This window comes from Rummeliibacillus sp. GQ308 (genome assembly GCF_059759115.1).
On the sequence record NZ_JCAXDQ010000001.1, the window covers coordinates 2,052,577 to 2,068,980 of the forward strand.

The 16,404-nt window shown below is 38.7% G+C and carries 15 protein-coding genes; 3 read left to right on the forward strand and 12 right to left on the reverse strand.

Annotated elements, in window-relative coordinates; all coding sequences use genetic code 11:
* Nucleotides 1–115 precede the first annotated feature (115 nt).
* The 3 genes from AC6CHJ_RS10235 to AC6CHJ_RS10245 form a co-directional block, all read right to left on the reverse strand.
* Nucleotides 116–478: a VOC family protein gene (locus AC6CHJ_RS10235; protein WP_392992748.1), complete on the reverse strand. Its 363-nt coding sequence runs from the start codon at nucleotides 476–478 to the stop codon at nucleotides 116–118.
* Nucleotides 479–547: 69 nt separating this feature from the next.
* On the reverse strand, nucleotides 548–3,634 hold the full coding sequence (gene dnaE / locus AC6CHJ_RS10240; RefSeq protein WP_498288333.1) for a DNA polymerase III subunit alpha: 3,087 nt from the start codon (nucleotides 3,632–3,634) through the stop codon (nucleotides 548–550).
* A gap of 27 nt (nucleotides 3,635–3,661) precedes the next feature.
* Nucleotides 3,662–4,597, reverse strand: a complete 936-nt coding sequence (locus tag AC6CHJ_RS10245; RefSeq protein WP_147195989.1) for a DHH family phosphoesterase — start codon at nucleotides 4,595–4,597, stop codon at nucleotides 3,662–3,664.
* A 179-nt stretch (nucleotides 4,598–4,776) separates the two neighbouring features.
* On the opposite strand from AC6CHJ_RS10245, the gene AC6CHJ_RS10250 reads away from it, so the two are divergent.
* Entirely contained in the window at nucleotides 4,777–5,094 is a 318-nt protein-coding gene (locus tag AC6CHJ_RS10250) for a YtpI family protein (RefSeq protein WP_221297910.1), read from the forward strand.
* Nucleotides 5,095–5,181: 87 nt separating this feature from the next.
* On the opposite strand, the gene AC6CHJ_RS10255 is transcribed toward AC6CHJ_RS10250, so the two are convergent.
* The gene (locus tag AC6CHJ_RS10255; protein WP_392992742.1) at nucleotides 5,182–6,492 is read right to left on the reverse strand and encodes a DRTGG domain-containing protein; all 1,311 of its coding nucleotides are present in this window, start codon (nucleotides 6,490–6,492) and stop codon (nucleotides 5,182–5,184) included.
* Between the two features lie 65 nt (nucleotides 6,493–6,557).
* On the reverse strand, nucleotides 6,558–7,238 hold the full coding sequence (locus AC6CHJ_RS10260) for a metal-dependent hydrolase (protein WP_392992739.1): 681 nt from the start codon (nucleotides 7,236–7,238) through the stop codon (nucleotides 6,558–6,560).
* A gap of 148 nt (nucleotides 7,239–7,386) precedes the next feature.
* Here AC6CHJ_RS10260 and AC6CHJ_RS10265 point away from each other — a divergent pair, with 148 nt between their 5' ends.
* The gene (locus tag AC6CHJ_RS10265; protein WP_392992736.1) at nucleotides 7,387–8,484 is read left to right on the forward strand and encodes a M24 family metallopeptidase; all 1,098 of its coding nucleotides are present in this window, start codon (nucleotides 7,387–7,389) and stop codon (nucleotides 8,482–8,484) included.
* Between the two features lie 110 nt (nucleotides 8,485–8,594).
* On the opposite strand, the gene ald is transcribed toward AC6CHJ_RS10265, so the two are convergent.
* Entirely contained in the window at nucleotides 8,595–9,707 is a 1,113-nt protein-coding gene (ald, locus tag AC6CHJ_RS10270) for an alanine dehydrogenase (protein ID WP_147195997.1), read from the reverse strand.
* Nucleotides 9,708–9,938: 231 nt separating this feature from the next.
* Between ald and AC6CHJ_RS10275 the strand changes: the two genes are divergently transcribed.
* Nucleotides 9,939–10,397 (forward strand): universal stress protein, encoded by a 459-nt coding sequence (locus AC6CHJ_RS10275; protein WP_392992732.1) that lies wholly within the window; start codon nucleotides 9,939–9,941, stop codon nucleotides 10,395–10,397.
* Between the two features lie 46 nt (nucleotides 10,398–10,443).
* Here AC6CHJ_RS10275 and AC6CHJ_RS10280 read toward each other — a convergent pair whose 3' ends face one another.
* The 6 genes from AC6CHJ_RS10280 to mbcS form a co-directional block, all read right to left on the reverse strand.
* Complete coding sequence (locus AC6CHJ_RS10280; RefSeq protein WP_392992729.1) at nucleotides 10,444–11,382, reverse strand: class I SAM-dependent methyltransferase; 939 nt, start codon at nucleotides 11,380–11,382, stop codon at nucleotides 10,444–10,446.
* A gap of 63 nt (nucleotides 11,383–11,445) precedes the next feature.
* The gene (tpx, locus tag AC6CHJ_RS10285; protein ID WP_147196000.1) at nucleotides 11,446–11,952 is read right to left on the reverse strand and encodes a thiol peroxidase; all 507 of its coding nucleotides are present in this window, start codon (nucleotides 11,950–11,952) and stop codon (nucleotides 11,446–11,448) included.
* Between the two features lie 221 nt (nucleotides 11,953–12,173).
* The gene (locus AC6CHJ_RS10290) at nucleotides 12,174–12,710 is read right to left on the reverse strand and encodes an RDD family protein (protein ID WP_392992725.1); all 537 of its coding nucleotides are present in this window, start codon (nucleotides 12,708–12,710) and stop codon (nucleotides 12,174–12,176) included.
* A 13-nt stretch (nucleotides 12,711–12,723) separates the two neighbouring features.
* The gene (gene sppA, locus AC6CHJ_RS10295; protein WP_392992722.1) at nucleotides 12,724–13,734 is read right to left on the reverse strand and encodes a signal peptide peptidase SppA; all 1,011 of its coding nucleotides are present in this window, start codon (nucleotides 13,732–13,734) and stop codon (nucleotides 12,724–12,726) included.
* A gap of 66 nt (nucleotides 13,735–13,800) precedes the next feature.
* Nucleotides 13,801–14,712, reverse strand: a complete 912-nt coding sequence (rarD, locus tag AC6CHJ_RS10300; RefSeq protein WP_392992719.1) for an EamA family transporter RarD — start codon at nucleotides 14,710–14,712, stop codon at nucleotides 13,801–13,803.
* Nucleotides 14,713–14,782: 70 nt separating this feature from the next.
* Complete coding sequence (gene mbcS, locus AC6CHJ_RS10305; RefSeq protein WP_392992716.1) at nucleotides 14,783–16,363, reverse strand: acyl-CoA synthetase MbcS; 1,581 nt, start codon at nucleotides 16,361–16,363, stop codon at nucleotides 14,783–14,785.
* Between the last annotated feature and the right edge of the window lie 41 nt (nucleotides 16,364–16,404).

The window sequence follows — 16,404 nt, forward strand, 5'->3', positions numbered from 1 at the left end:
TATAGAAAAAAACTGTGCGATAGTCACACAGTTTAGACAAATTCTTTATGATTTCATAGTGATTTTTGGTTTTACAGCAAAGTTTGTAAAAGAGTTAAAAAGATAGGCAGACATACTATAGCGCCTCAATCATTTCAACTCTATTTCCGAATGGATCTCTAAACTCAAAACGGTTGAAACCAGGGATTGGCACGCCCTCAATAATCTGAATTCCATTCTGCTCTAATTTTTCTTTCCAGTTTGATAGATTCTTCACTTGATAGGCCAAATGTGCTTTTGTTGTTAATCGGTCAAAGCCTTCTTCTGTTCCAACATGAACTTCTCGATCTCCGACTTCCAACCAAAAACCACCTCTTCCCTTTAGTGATTCAGGCTTTTCCCTTTCTGACAATCCGAGAATGCCACAATAAAATTTTCTCCCTTGATCTTCAGTTCCTTTAGGTATCGTAATTTGAGCGTGATGCAATCCGAGTATCATAAAAATCCCTCCAGCAAATTTTTTCCTTCTCTAGGGGGTATTCTTTTTAATCAACTCAATATCCTTTTTTTACGATGAAAGGACAGCCCCTTTTTTATAGATTACCTGAACTTGCCCTTTTCTTTGCTCCAAGTTGCCCTCTGCCATTATAATCTGTTCTTCCTTTAGCCATTCGATTGCGTGAAGATATTCTTTCGGGAATACGGTAAGCGAAAGGATACCCGTTTCGTCTTCTAGTTGTACAAAAGCCATCAATTCGCCTTTTTTCGTCCGAATTTGCTTTATCTCTGTTACTAAACCAACCACTTTCACAAAATGTCTTCCTCTTAGTCCTTTTAGGTTATCAAAAGCTGGTGTTACCAAATGTTGAGCCTGCTTCACCTTTTGAATCGGGTGCATCGATATATATGTACCGAGCACTTCTTTCTCGTACTGGAGCTTTAATTTTTCTGGGATTGGGCTTGCATTAGCGTGCTTTGGCTTTCCAAAGAAGAAGGAGTCATCATCTAATAATGTTGTTTCTTGATCTGGTCGATACAATTCCGCATGCTTGACAGCCGCATCAATCGTAGCCAACAGTACAGCACGATCCTTGCCGAATTCATCTAGCGCTCCAGCTTTAATAAGTGGCTCTATGGTTTTACGATTAAAATGGACAGCTGTTAAGTCTAAAGCTAAATCAAAAATATCCTGCCAATTTCCATGACCATTCCTTCTCAGCTCTATTAGCTTGTTTAAAAATGGATGTGGCACGCCTTTAATAGCTGAGAGAGCATAGCGAATGGATCCATTCTGTACGTAAAATGAACGTCCACTACGATTGATGGATGGCGATAGAATAGCGATGCCTTTTTGCTTCGCCTCTTGCAGAATTTTATTGAATCTTTCTTGATTACCCATAGCAGATGTGAGCATGGCTGCATAAAAATAGGCCGGAAAATGAGCTTTCAAATAAGCCATTTGATATGAAATCATACTATACGCCACTGCATGGCTCTTTGGAAATCCATAATTAGCAAATTTGACAATGAGCTGATAAACTTCCTCTGCTACTTTTCTGTCAAACCCTTGTTCAATACTACTTGTGACAAAGTGTTCTTGTTCTGAATCGAGCAATTCCTTCTTTTTTTTACTTACAGCTCGGCGTAAGAGATCAGCTTCTCCCATCGAGAATCCGGCCATACGGGAGGCAATTTGCAATATTTGCTCTTGATAGACGATGACACCATACGTTTCACCTAAGATCGGCTCTAGCACAGGGTGCAGCATTTCGACTTTTTCTAGCCCATGCTTCCTTTTACTATAGACAGGAATAAATTCCATAGGGCCTGGTCGGTATAAAGCATTCACGGCAACGATATCATTGAAGGAAGTTGGCTTAATCTCTTTAAGGGCTTGCTTCATGCCTTCTGATTCTAATTGAAAAATGCCATTGGTATCGCCATTTTTCAGTAATTCAAAGGTTTTCGAATCATGTAATGGAATTTTCTCAAACTGTAAAAAGCGTTCTTCATTATATAAAATCATAGAGCGTATTCTCTCTAAGATTGTTAAATTGCGAAGTCCTAAAAAGTCCATCTTTAATAATCCGACAGATTCTACATCTCCCATCGGCCATTGAGTTAAATAGAGCCCTTCATTGCCTTTTTCTATTGGGACAATGTTGACAAGCGGCTCTGGCGATAACACAACGCCCGCCGCATGTGTTGATGCATTTCGCGGTAAACCTTCCAATTGAAGAGCTATTTGAAACCATTTCTTATGCAGATTGCTAGAATTGACATGGTTTCTGAGGACATCTGATTGCTGCCAAGCTTCTTGCAATGACAGCCCAGGCCTATTTGGCAAGAGTGAGGATATATAAGATAGTTCTTCAGTATTAAAGCCGAATACTCTCGCCACATCCCTTGCAACTGCCTTCGCAGATAATGTTCCAAATGTAATAATTTGCGATGTATAGTTTGCCCCATACTTCTCTGCTACATAATGAATGACTTCTTCTCTACGATAATCGGCGAAGTCGACATCTATATCAGGAAGTGTAATACGTTCCGGGTTTAGAAATCGCTCAAAAAGCAAGCCATATTGCAATGGATCGACATCTGTAATACGCATTGTATACGCCACTAATGAACTGGCTGAAGATCCCCGGCCGGGTCCTGTCAATATATTTTTGCTCCTTGCGTATTCAATATAATCGGCTACTATCAAAAAGTAATCTGCAAACCCCATTTTGGTGATAATACTTAATTCATATTGTAGGCGGCTATGATATTTTTCGTTTGCATTCGGAACTCTTTCGCGTAATCCAGTTAGACATTTATCCTTCAAAAGATCGGTTGCATCTACTCCAGCGGGTGTAGGAAATTTGGGCATATAGCTTTTCTTGTAATCTAGTTCTACCTGACAAGAAAGAAGCAAATTTTCTGCTGCCTTTAACCACTCTTCTTTGTCATGGAACCACTCTTTCCAATTAACTGAAGTAGGTATATATTGCTGTCTTTCTCGTAATGTCAGTTTTTGCTGATCTGCCATTTTGGTTCCTAATGCGATCGCCCTGGCCACTTGAAATGCATCAGCATGATCTTCTTGTAGAAAAGTGCTCAAATGAGTGGCGCAAATCGTAATAGCACGTTCTGTACAATAGTGAACTATTTGGTCTTCCCTAGGCGATTTAATTCCACCTGGTCGGTCTATGCCAATAGCAAAGTGCTCTGCATCAAAGATTTCCGCAATTTGCTCGATATCCTCAAATACCTTTTCCTGTTGCCAATTATCATCATTAATAGGAAGCAAAGCAATGCAACCTGTCCGATACCCATGCAGCCATCGCAGCGGCAATGCTTCGTTTTCTCGCAATGATGTCGACGAACTGATTTTCAATAGGTGATGATATCCTTCGTTATTTTGGGCATACAGTACAAGCGGCCTGCATATACCAGCGGAGAACTCAACTTGTACCGTTAAGCCAATGACAGGGTGTATTGAACTTTGCTTGAATGCTCGCCAAAAAGGCAATAGACCATATAATTTAGAATCAGTAATCGCTGCTGCCTTGGCCCCTTCCCTTTTTAAAAATGAAAGGAGTTCATCAATGCGTATGGTACTTTTGAGCATATCAGCCGCTGTAACGATTTGTGAATAGACAGGCTGCATTATCATCTCTACCTTTCTTTTTATTCCTTAATGGCAAAGTGCTTTTAATTGTTGAATCACTTCGTCAGCCTCTGACCACTGATAGATTGTTGCACCAGATGCCATAGGATGACCTCCACCACGGTATTTTTTAGCCAATTCATTGATGATAGGACCCTTTGAACGTAATCGAACACGAATCTGGCTATCTTCCTCTACAAACATGGCCCATGCTTTAATTCCTTTAATATCGCCAAGCGTGCTTACTAATGCTGAAGTGTCGCTTGCGCTCACGCCATATTCTTCTAGTAGTTGTTTTGACAATTTTATATATGCCGCGCCTGTTTCATCCATTGCGAAATTTTGATAAATATATCCTTGCAGTTGTAACAGATTAGGATCCAATTCATACATACTATTAAAAAGCTCAGTCCGATCAAAACCATAAGAGATGAGGTCACCCACTACTTTGAAGGTAGTTTCTGTTGTACTTGGATAAATAAAACGTCCGGTGTCCCCCACGATACCTGCAAATAATAATCTGGCACCATTTTGATTCATCTTCCAACCGGCTGTTTCGCTACCTTCCTTATACAATTCATAAATCATTTCACTCGCTGAACTAGCAGCAGTGTTCACCCATAGTAGGTCGCCATATTGATCATCATTGGGATGGTGGTCAATCTTTATTAAAAAGTCACCGGTATGATAACGTTGATCATCAACTCGTTCCGTGTTGGCTGTATCTGTGCAAATGACTAAAGCTTTGTTATAGGCCTCATCCGATACTTCATCCGGCAAACCTAAGTAGCTAAAGACATGGTCGTGCTCTCCTACCGCGTAGATAGTTTTCTCTGGATAAGTTGCTTGTAAAATAGCTTTTAACCCTAACTGTGAGCCGTATGCATCTGCATCTGGACGAACATGTCGGTGAATTATAATCGTGTCGTACTCAGCAATTGTATCGATAATCTCTTTTTTCATATTTTTTTGTCTCCTTTAAACGATAAATGAAGCTCCAATAGTTGAATTGTGCTTTCTTCTCTAATCAATTAATTATCTGTCTGTACATTTAATTACAAACTCTCGTCTCCTACTTTCTACTATCTTTTTCTACACAATATCAGTAGAATAAAGATAGCTTTGCATTTAGGAGGAACACGATGAGTAATATAGTAAATATTATTTTAGCATTATTAGTCGTGATAACGGTTGTATTTTACCTATATTTCAAAACAAAACAATTCCGAACAAACTTACCGATTCGCAAAAAGTGGTATGCAGGCCGTGCAGGTGTATCGCTTGGAGTATTGTTAGTCTTGTTTGGCATAAACCAAATCATCCTTTATCATACAGTACTTACATATGTGATTTGCGCTATTTTGATTGTATTTGGCTTCTTTGTTTTCATAAGCTTCAGTAAACGAGTACGTCATTATGGTCAATATATCGCTGAAGAAGAAAAATTGAACAAAAAGTGATGCACAGCTGTGCATCACTTTTTTCACTTCTTTAACCGATTACGTCTATACGTTTCGCTATATTTTCATCCACAAGGGGATTTCCCCTTATCGCTCAAGCAATTGGAAAGTAGCTAAAGCCTTACCGACAAGCAAGTCTTCACTATAAACCTCAAAGTCCATCTTAGCGAATTTGCGGCTCATGTCTAAAATTCGTGGTTTTACTGTAATTATTGACTCGATTTGGATCGGTTTAATAAAGTAAATCGAGATATTCTCCATTACACTTTCCCCACGTTTAACTTTTTTGAGTGCGAAGGAACCCGATTCGACGATTAATGTAGTAAAAGCTCCGTATGAAATCGCGCCAAATTGATTGGTCATTTGAGGGGTCACGTTAAATTTGATCACCATCTCGTCGTTTGACACGTCCATCTCCATTTCCTTCTTCACCAAATCATCAATCGTCTCTCCGTGCTGTGGTTGCCTTTGTGCCATTTGCAGTGCTTTCAAGACATCCTGTCTGCTTACAACCCCCTGCAAAATGCCATGTTCATCTGCTACAGGAAGCAAATCAATCCCTTCCCAAATCATCTGATGGCCAGCTGTTGCCACACTCGTTTTTAATGATACTGTAATTGGATTTCTGGTCATTAATCGATCAATATGATCACTTTCATGTTTACCAATCAAATCACGTGATGTTACAATACCTACAATTTTGCCATGCTTATCAATTACAGGGAATCCGCCATGAGTAGTTTCAGCATTCAACAGGTTATATTCTCTTACTGTATCTGTTGTCTTCAAGTAGGATGTTCTTTTTAACGGAATCACGATATCTTCAATTAATAAAATTTCTTTCTTGATTAACTGGTCATAAATGGCTCGGTTAATCATCGCTGCAACTGTAAATGTGTCATAGCTTGTTGAAATGAGAGGAAGCTCAAGCTGGTCTGCCAGTTTTTTCACTTCATCAGTGGTGTCAAAACCACCTGTAATGAGGACAGCAGCTCCTTCTTTAAGAGCCATCTCATGCGTACGCGCCCGGTTGCCGACGATAAGCAAGCTCCCTGCTTCTGTATAGCGCATCATATCTTCCAGTTTCATGGCGCCAATCACAAACTTCGTAAGGGTTTTATGCAAACCGTTAATGCCGCCTAATACTTGTCCATCCACAATATTGACAATCTCGGCAAATGTAAGCCGCTCAATATTTTCTTTTTTCTTTTTCTCAATCCTGATGGTGCCCACACGTTCAATCGTACTGACAAGACGCCTTGACTCAGCTTCTTTAATCGCGCGATAGGCAGTACCCTCGCTAACAGACATTTCTTTTGCGATTTGGCGGACTGAAATTTTATCGCCCACTGGCAATGATTCAATATATTGGAGTATTTTTTCATGTTTTGTAGCCAAAAAATCACCTATTTCTTAACGGTCTCTTGGCTTAAGTGTACCATATTTACTTCAAACTGTTATAGTTACAATTCAAATTGGTCGCCGGCATTCATAATTCGCACAGTACCATTGCCTACCATGTTAGAAAAAGCCTGTGAATCCTGTTCAATTACAGGGAAAGTATTGTAATGAATAGGTACAACTTCTTTTGGATTTAAAAATTCAACAGCTTTTGCAGCATCTTCAGGCCCCATTGTGAAATTATCTCCAATCGGTAAAAATGCTATATCAATCGGATGCATATCTCCGATTAATTTCATATCACTGAATAAAGCTGTATCACCTGCATGGTAAATTGTCTTTCCTTCGATAAATAAAAGGAGCCCCGCAGGCATACCTGTATAAATAATTTGCTTGTCCTCTGTTACATAAGATGAGCCATGGAATGCTTGAGTAAGCTTGACCTTACCAAAATCAAATTGACGTGCTCCCCCAATATGCATTGGATGTGTTTCTAATCCTTGCCATGAAAGATAATCTGCCAATTCATTCGGAGCTACCACAAGTGCATTGGATTTTTTGGCAATTTCAACTGTATCTCCTACATGGTCATTATGTCCGTGAGTCAGTAAAATGACGTCTGGATTTTGATCATCTACATTTAAATCGGTTTGGCTATTTCCAGTGATAAAAGGATCAATTAAAATAGTATGGTTGTTGGTTTGAATTTTAACAATCGAATGCCCATGGAATGAAATTTTCATAAAGTAATCTTCCTTTCAAAAGTTTCTCATAGTTGTATTCTCGCTTGGTACTTCATTTCCCTCTTTTTATGATAGACTGTATAGGGAGAGTATTTATACTCAATAAATAACACTCATAGTCTCTAGTCTCTAAAGGGAGGATTTTTTTATGAATAAAGTGCAGCTAATTCAACAATACTTACAAGAAAAAAATATTGACGCGGCATTCATTACTACGCCAGACAATGTCTTTTACCTATCAGGTTTCCGTAGTGACCCACATGAACGTTTGTTGGGTATTATGATTTTTAAAGAAGCAGAACCATTTATGATTTGCCCTAAGATGGAAGTGCCGGATGCAAAAGCTGCTGGGTGGGCGTTTGAAGCTGTAGGCCATGAGGATACAGAAAACGCATGGGAAATCTTCCACCATACTACTAATACCCGAAACGTCCCATTACACACACTTGCAATTGAAAAATCACACTTAACAGTAGAACGCTTAGAAGCTCTTCAACATTTCTTTAACGACACAAAATATGTTGGTCTAGATGAGCAACTAAACCAAATGCGCCTCATTAAATCTGAGGATGAATTGGAAAAATTGCGTGAAGCAGCAAAATTAGCGGATTATGCGATTGAAGTTGGTTGCAATGAAATAGCCGAAGGCAAAACTGAAATCGAAATACTATCTGCCATTGAAGCAGCAATGAAGGCAAAAGGCGTTTATATGTCATTTGACACAATGGTTCTGACAGGATTAAACGCAGCTTCTCCGCACGGAACACCAGGAACGCAAAAAATCCAAAAAGGCGATCTTGTGCTTTTTGATTTAGGCGTTGTTTACAAAGGCTATTGTTCAGATATTACGAGAACGGTTGCATTCGGCGAAATCTCAGATGCTCAAAAAGAAGTTTATGAAACAGTGAAAAAAGCAAATGAGGCAGCTATCGAACTGGTTAAACCAGGTGTACTAGCAAAAGAACTTGACCATGCATCACGTAAAGTAATTGAAGATGCTGGGTTCGGCGAGTATTTTACACACCGTCTAGGACATGGTCTTGGCATTTCAGTGCATGAATTCCCTTCTGTGCATGGCGCGAATGAAATGGCGATGCAAGAAGGTATGGTCTTTACCATTGAACCAGGAATTTATAAAAATGACACGGCTGGCGTACGCATTGAAGATGATGTATATGTAACAGAGAACGGCGTAGAAGTGCTTACAAGCTTCCCGAAAGAATTGCATATCATTCAACCAAAATAATGTTTACTATGAAAGAAGGATGAACACAACTCATCCTTCTTTTTTTAGTGCAAATCTCATGAAACTCAAAAAAAGGCAAACCGAAGTTGGTTTGCCTTTAATCTATTTACTTATAATAATGAATCAACAGATACATATGGATAGTTTAATGCTTCTGCAACTGCCTCAAATGTTACATTTCCATCAAGAGTATTAACCCCTTTTTTCAACGCTTCATTAGTTAGGCATGCGCGGCTATAGCCTTTGTTTGCAATTTCAAGTGCAAATGGCACTGTGTTGTTTGTTAAGGCCATAGTTGAAGTACGTGGAACTGCACCAGGCATATTCGCTACTGCGTAGTGTACAACGCCATGCTTGATGTAAGTTGGCTCATCATGTGTTGTGATACGGTCAGAAGTTTCAAAAATACCGCCTTGGTCAATTGCAATATCCACAACAACAGAACCAGGAGACATTGATTTTATCATCTCTTCTGTTACCAATTTAGGAGCTTTTGCACCAGGAATTAGCACAGCACCAATAACTAAATCAGAATTTTTTACAGACTCTGCAATGTTGTATGGATTTGACATTAATGTTTGTATATCTGTGCCAAATTGATCATCTAACTGACGAAGTCGTTCAGGGCTAAGATCAATAACTGTTACTTCTGCGCCCATGCCGATAGCGATTTTCGCTGCATTTGCTCCAGCCATACCGCCACCAATAATTGTCACTTTACCGCGAGTAACCCCTGGTACACCGCCAAGTAAAATGCCTTTTCCGCCTTCTTGTTTTTCTAAATATTGCGCCCCAATTTGTGTTGCCATACGTCCAGCTACTTCGCTCATCGGTGATAATAGCGGTAAACTGCGATTTGGTAATTGAACTGTTTCATAAGCAATCGCAACCACTTTATTATCTAGTAATGCTTGAGTCAATTCTGGCTCAGGAGCTAAATGTAGGTAAGTAAAGAGAATTTGTCCTTCATAGAAATAACCGAATTCAGAAGAGATCGGTTCTTTTACTTTCATCACCATTTCTTGTTTCCATGCTTCAGCAGCAGTCTCTACAATGTGAGCACCTGCAGCTTTGTAGTCTTCGTCTGTAAAGCCAGAGCCTAGACCTGCATTCGTCTCAATAAAAACTTCGTGACCATGCATTGTTAAGTTCACAACACCTGCTGGCGTCATTGCTACACGGTTTTCGTTGTTTTTAATTTCCTTTGGAACACCGATTTTCATATCCCATCCTCCTAAATATAAAAAAGTGATCATTGTTTGTTATGTATTTGAATGTTCACATAATAACATGTCTATTGTAACAAATATTCTTCTATTTTTGTCAATAATTTTGAATATTAATAATAGCGGCTCGTTCAATACTTTTTATAATCTTCTTAAATATGTAAAAAAGTGAACGTAAATTGATGGGAAATGGTGGTATACTAGATTTATAAAAAGGAGGAATCGAATATGGCATTAGATTATAAAAACATTATTGTGGCAGTAGATGGTTCAAAAGAAGCGGAGTATGCATTCAAAAAGGCAGTTGCAGTAGCTAATCGTAATGAGTCTTCACTTAATTTAGTCAATATTATTGATACACGTTCATTTGCAGCCATTGAAGCGTATGACCGTTCCATTCAAGAACGCGCGCAAGGATTCGCGGATGAGCTATTAGCTGGCTACAAGAAAGAAGCAGAAGCTGCTGGCATAAAAAATGTCAATATCTTAATCGAATACGGTTCACCTAAAACAATTATTACTAGAGATGTATCTAAAAAAGTAAATGCAGATTTAATTATTTGCGGTGCTACAGGGCTCAATACAGTTGAACGATTTTTAATCGGTAGTGTATCTGAAAGCATTGTACGATCTGCAAAATGTGATGTGCTTGTGGTACGCACAGATTCAGTAGAAGAAAGCAAATAATAAAAAGCCTGCAGAGCATTTAGTTGCTATGCAGGCTTTTATCTTTTTAATTAGCTTTGTTTTCTTTTTTCCATTTGCGCACTTTAGCGAAGAACAGCTCTAATGCTTGCATGTTTTTCATATTCGGCACTTTTGCAAGCAACACTTCTTTGACGGCTTTTCCGCCATCCATTTTCTTTTGCAAAACAAATAAACTTTTTGCATGTGCTTTACTTGAGAACAAAGTATCCGGCAGTTGGACAACTGCCTGTATCCAAGCAGTTTTAGCAATCATCTTATTTAAAAGCTGTGCTTGCTCTGATTCGAATAGATGATCTGGCACTAAGAAGAATAAATATCCGCCATCTTTTGTATATCTCAACGATTGCTCAATGAACAAATGATGGGCATATGTCATACCCTCGTCTGCTTTTACTTCATATTGCTTAGCTATTTCTTCGTTTGGATAATAGCCTACTGGCAAATCACAAATAACAGCATCTACTGGATCAATCATCAAGTTTTCAAGAGCATCTTGTAGATATAACGACAATGGCTGTCCCTCTAACTCTGCAGATGATGCCGCAATTTGAATTAAAAGCTCATCAATTTCAATACCGAATCCCTCAATCTTGTCGCCTAAGAGATTCATAACCGTCATCAGCAAATTCGCTGTGCCGATCGCTGGATCAAGCATTGTAATTTGTTGATCTTCTTTGATTTCTTTCTCGAAAAACTGTTCCACAAAGTAACCTACCAAAAGGCCAAGCGAATCAGGCGTCATCTGATGATTCGGTTGAGAGCTTTGTCTCATTCCTTTAAGAATCGCCAACTGGATAGCTTTACGAATTTCTTCTTTTGTTGGTTCAACTTCAGGCTTTATTTCAGCATCTAGCCATCTGTTTAACGTTATTAATAAACCGTCTAGATAGGTTGATTGATCTGATTCTGCATGTTTTTCTGTTTCTTTATCTATAAATGAAAAAAGGACTTCAATAGTTTCCATAATGCTCTCCTTCAAAACGGAAACCCACTCGACGATAGAGTGGGTCCCCAGCTAGAAATTTACTTATTTGCTAAGTGATTTGATAGCATCAATCGCATGGTCGTAATCAGGATGGTCTGTTCCTTCAGGCACATATTCTACATATGCCACCTTTCCATCTTGGTCAACAACGAAAATAGAACGTGCTAGCAAACGCAACTCTTGCATATGTACGCCATATGCATCACCAAATGACAAATCGCGATGATCTGATAAAGTATAAATATTTTCTATACCGTTTGCACCACACCAACGTTTTTGTGCAAAAGGAAGGTCACAAGAAATTGTTAGAACCACAACATCTTCACCTAAGCCTGTTGCCTCTTCATTGAAACGTCTAGTTTGAGCATCGCAAACACCTGTATCTAATGATGGAACTACACTGATTAAAACTTTCTTGCCTGCGAAGTCTGATAAATGTTTTTCTTGCATGTCAGTAGATAATGCAGTGAACTCAGGTGCCTTGTCACCAACTTTAATTTCTGGACCTACTAATGTTACGGGATTATTTTTAAATGTTACTTGTACCATTTCAACGCCTCCTTGACTTAATATTACTTGAATCTTTTAGCTTGTTGCAACTAGGAAGACTCTTATCATGAAACTTGACTCAGTATGTTTTCTGTAACACCCACTGAGATTAAGAGCTCTTACGAATTTACATACTATATTATCCCCAAACCAAAAATTCTTTGCTTCTCAATTTTTGAGCATGGGGAATCAATCCTGTTAACGCAATTCAGTCACGATAATTAAACTGTATGCGCACTCTGCTCTATTGCAATCGTTTTTTCTATCTTTTCATAGCTTTTCTCATGAACGACAACAGTATCTGCAATATAATCATGGACAGCTTTATGCTTCGGCGTAAATGCGGCCACAATATATAAAATTAAAATCTTTACAGATATAAAGCGCCCTATCCATTCTCTAAATAGTATAGTACCCCATGTTAATGGGATTCCTTTGTCACTTATTACCTTAATACCGAAAACCATCTTTCCGAGTGTTTGAGCTCGCCACTTCGTCATTAAAACAAAATAACCATAAAACAGAATGGCTGCAACAAATTTATAGGGAGATAGATAAAGAATTCGTGCATCATCCCAGCCCATCAAATCAAAAAGTGGGCCGATAGTTAAGGCTGTAATCGAACTGATCACGACCAAGTCAATTAAATAAGCCCAAAAACGAGTCCAAAAACCTGCTGCCTTTAAATGATACTCTGGTACTTTCTTTATTTCGAGCGGGCTTAAACTTGTTGCAGATTCATTTAGTGTCTCTGACATTTCAACGCCCCCTTTATTCTTCACCGTATAAGTACATCATTCTTGGTGCGCTGCTAGTAGACAGCATTTTGCTAATTGCTTCTTTTTCAGCAGAAGGCATAAGTTTACTGCTTAACTTTGCAGAGAAAATGGAACCCCATCCTTCGTCAGTGCTATATTCAAATACCTCTGCTCCTTGAAGTTTGTTATCTTTCATCAACGCTTTTAATGCATCCTCACTATAACCTAAACGATCCACTAAGCCTGCTTTCACCGCTTGAGAACCATTCATAATGCGTCCATCAGCAATAGATCTAACTTCTTTTTCAGACATACCGCGACCATCTGCAACTACTTTAACAAAACGTCCATAAGAATCATTCACCATGTTTTGAAGCAATTTCTTTTCTGCAGGTGTCATTTCACGCGAACCGTTCATAATATCTTTATACGGACCTGTCTTAATTGTGTTAAATTCAATCCCTAATTTTTTCGCTAATTTACTATAATCCATCCCTTGCATAATGACACCAATGGAACCAGTTAATGTCTCTTCATCAGCATAAATGACATCTGCTGGTGCAGAGATGTAGTAACCGCCTGAAGCGGCCATGGAACCCATTGAAACATAAATAGGTATGTTTCTTTCTTTTTTTATTTCCTTTATTTTGTCATAAATTTGTTTAGATTCATTCGTACCTCCACCAGGCGAATTTACTTTAAGCAACACACCTTTAACGCTCTTATTCTTTCTGATATCTTCTAGCTGATCCATAAAATACTGGTGATTATATGTTTCACTACTAAAAATAGACGTGTTCTCACCAGTGTCTTGTATCGTTCCATTCACAGTAAGGACTGCAATTTGCTTCGATGGATTTCCATTTTTTAACACATTATAATCATATGTACTATCTAGATCAGCAATAGATTCTAACCCTTTTTTGAAGTCCATTTTAGCAAATGATAAAGCAATACTTACAAAGGCAGACATGGCAAATAGTACGATTGCTATGCCAAGCGCCACCCATCTTTTTACTGTCATTTATGACCCTCCCTTTCACCCTGCATTATAAACATACGAGCCAAACCGTTAAATGTTTCATCATTTTTATGACTTGTGCGAAAGTCTGTATGTTTTCCTCATTTCCAAGATGGTCGAAATCGAGAAGATAATTAAGGCTAACCAAATAAATGAGAATGAAATTAATTCTGTTTGGCCAAATGACTCATGATAAAGAAATACGCCTAGAATTAACGTCATGGTTGGAGCGATATATTGTATAAAGCCCACTAAATATAAAGGGATATTTTGTGCCCCTACCGCGAATAAAACAAGCGGTAGAGCTGTTACAATACCTGTTCCTATTAAAAACACATTTGTTTTCATATCGACATGAAGAAACGACATATTTCCCTGGAAATAAAGATAGCAATAATAGATAATCGCTACTGGGAAGATAAACATTGTTTCAATAACAAGCCCTCTTGTTGCATCCAAAGCGATTTGCTTTTTCAACAATCCATAAAATCCAAAACTTAAAGCTAAACCAATGGATATCCATGGAATCTGCCCATAAGATGCAATTAAAATAATAACGCCAATAGCCGCCATCAATAGCGCTAGCACCTGTGCTTTAGTCATTCGTTCTTTCAAGAAAATAATGCCAAGCAAAATAGAAAAGATCGGATTCATATAATAACCTAAGCTTGTCTGGATAATATGATCATGATTTACTGCCCATATGTAAATAAACCAGTTTGCCGATACTAAATAAGCTGCCAAACACAAACTCCAAAATGCTTTTTGATTTTGCCATAATTCACGAAAATCTTTAACTAATACTTTACCTTGCTTAATCAGCAGGACAAAAATAAGTGTAAGAATAAATGACCAAATTACGCGGCTAGCCAATATTTCACCACTTGTAACATGCTGAATCACTTTCCAATAAAGAGGAAATAGTCCCCACAATATATACGCAAAGACTGATGCAACTATCCCCTTTTTTTCATTTCCCATCCTACTCGCCTCCTTTTGGCTTCTAGCCATAATTAAAAGACTACCAATAATAAGTAGTCTTTTCAATAACTTAAGAATGCAGTTTTCTATTCTCGTGTTCTCGTAACTCTATTCGTCTTATTTTTCCGGATGTCGTTTTAGGAAGTTCCTCAACAAATTGTATCTCACGCGGATATTTATAAGGCGCTGTCAGTTCCTTTGTATGATTTTGAAGCTCTTTCACTAATTCGTCTGAAGCCATTGAGTGATCCTTCAATACAACAAATGCCTTTACTATGCTGCCGCGTACCTCGTCAGGACTCGCAACTACTGCGCATTCCTGAACTAACGGATGCTTTACGAGAGCATCTTCCACTTCAAATGGACCAATGGTATACCCTGAACTAATAATGATGTCATCGTTTCTACCTTCAAAGAAAAAGTATCCGTCTTCATCTTTTCTAGCACGGTCTCCTGTAACATAGTAATCTCCTCTGAACTGTCTTGTCGTTCTTTCTGGATCATTCAAATATTCTTTAAACAGTGCTGGAGTTGATCGATGGACAGCTATATCGCCCACTATACCAGCTGGGCATGGAATACCTTCATCATCAATCACTTCTACAAGATTGCCCGGTGTAGGTTTGCCCATAGAACCTGGTTTAAATGGTTCACCCTTCAAATTGCCAATCAATAATGTATTTTCAGTTTGTCCGTAGCCATCCCTTACATCTAAATCGAAGTGTTTTTTAAAGAGATTAATCACTTCTTGATTTAGTGGTTCGCCGGCGGAAACTGCGCTTCGCAATGTCGTTAAATCATATACATCAAGATTGTCTACCTTTGCCATCAGCCTGTATTCAGTAGGTGTACAGCACAATACTTGAACCTTGTATTTTTCAAGAAGTGATAAATATTTTTCCGGCTGGAAGCGGCCATTATAAACAAAACCAGTTGCTCCACTTCCTAATACTGACAGGAAGGGACTCCAAATCCACTTTTGCCAGCCAGGGCTTGCTGTTGCCCAAACTAAATCACCTTCTTGAATACCAAGCCAATGTGCAGCTGCTGTTTTTAAATGGGCATATGCCCATCCATGCGTGTGCACAACACCCTTTGGATTACCAGTTGTGCCACTGGTGTAAGAAAGAAATGCCATGTCGCTGCTTTTCGTATCAGCTATTTCATACACATCTGACGCTTGCTCTGTTTCTTGAATCAGTTCAATCCATGGAGCAGGGGCTTGGCCAATCACATACTGTTGGACGTCCTGAAGATTCTCTACCTGTTCAAATTGTTCTATAAATGGTTCATAGGCAATAACAGCTTTAGCTCCGCTATGTGCTAGACGATAGTCAATCTCCTTAGCCCTTAACATTTCAGAACTTGGTATCACAACAAGCCCTGCTTTTAATGCTGCGATATATGTAATATAAGCGTCAATTAAACGCGGTACCATAATAAGAACAACATCACCTTTTTGCAAACCATGGCTCGCAAATACGTTTGCCATTTGATTTGCTTTCTGGATTAATGCCTTATACGTGATGGTATCTGTACTTCCATGCTCGTTTTCAAAGCGTAAAGCTGTTTTCGTAGGTTCCGCTGCATATTTCTCTATTTCTCTGACCAGATTATATACTTCAGGTGCAATTAATTCCTCTCGTTTCATCGAAAATCACTCCCCTTTGTTGAAGTATTATATAGAATTTT

Bases quoted from the DNA above. Each gene is read 5' to 3' on its own strand.
- AC6CHJ_RS10235 (WP_392992748.1), bottom strand. From the start codon at position 478: ATGATACTCGGATTGCATCACGCTCAAATTACGATACCTAAAGGAACT.
- dnaE (WP_498288333.1), bottom strand. From the start codon at position 3,634: ATGCAGCCTGTCTATTCACAAATCGTTACAGCGGCTGATATGCTCAAA.
- AC6CHJ_RS10245 (WP_147195989.1), bottom strand. From the start codon at position 4,597: ATGAAAAAAGAGATTATCGATACAATTGCTGAGTACGACACGATTATA.
- AC6CHJ_RS10250 (WP_221297910.1), top strand. From the start codon at position 4,777: ATGAGTAATATAGTAAATATTATTTTAGCATTATTAGTCGTGATAACG.
- AC6CHJ_RS10260 (WP_392992739.1), bottom strand. From the start codon at position 7,238: ATGAAAATTTCATTCCATGGGCATTCGATTGTTAAAATTCAAACCAAC.
- AC6CHJ_RS10265 (WP_392992736.1), top strand. From the start codon at position 7,387: ATGAATAAAGTGCAGCTAATTCAACAATACTTACAAGAAAAAAATATT.
- ald (WP_147195997.1), bottom strand. From the start codon at position 9,707: ATGAAAATCGGTGTTCCAAAGGAAATTAAAAACAACGAAAACCGTGTA.
- AC6CHJ_RS10275 (WP_392992732.1), top strand. From the start codon at position 9,939: ATGGCATTAGATTATAAAAACATTATTGTGGCAGTAGATGGTTCAAAA.
- AC6CHJ_RS10280 (WP_392992729.1), bottom strand. From the start codon at position 11,382: ATGGAAACTATTGAAGTCCTTTTTTCATTTATAGATAAAGAAACAGAA.
- tpx (WP_147196000.1), bottom strand. From the start codon at position 11,952: ATGGTACAAGTAACATTTAAAAATAATCCCGTAACATTAGTAGGTCCA.
- AC6CHJ_RS10290 (WP_392992725.1), bottom strand. From the start codon at position 12,710: ATGTCAGAGACACTAAATGAATCTGCAACAAGTTTAAGCCCGCTCGAA.
- sppA (WP_392992722.1), bottom strand. From the start codon at position 13,734: ATGACAGTAAAAAGATGGGTGGCGCTTGGCATAGCAATCGTACTATTT.
- rarD (WP_392992719.1), bottom strand. From the start codon at position 14,712: ATGGGAAATGAAAAAAAGGGGATAGTTGCATCAGTCTTTGCGTATATA.
- mbcS (WP_392992716.1), bottom strand. From the start codon at position 16,363: ATGAAACGAGAGGAATTAATTGCACCTGAAGTATATAATCTGGTCAGA.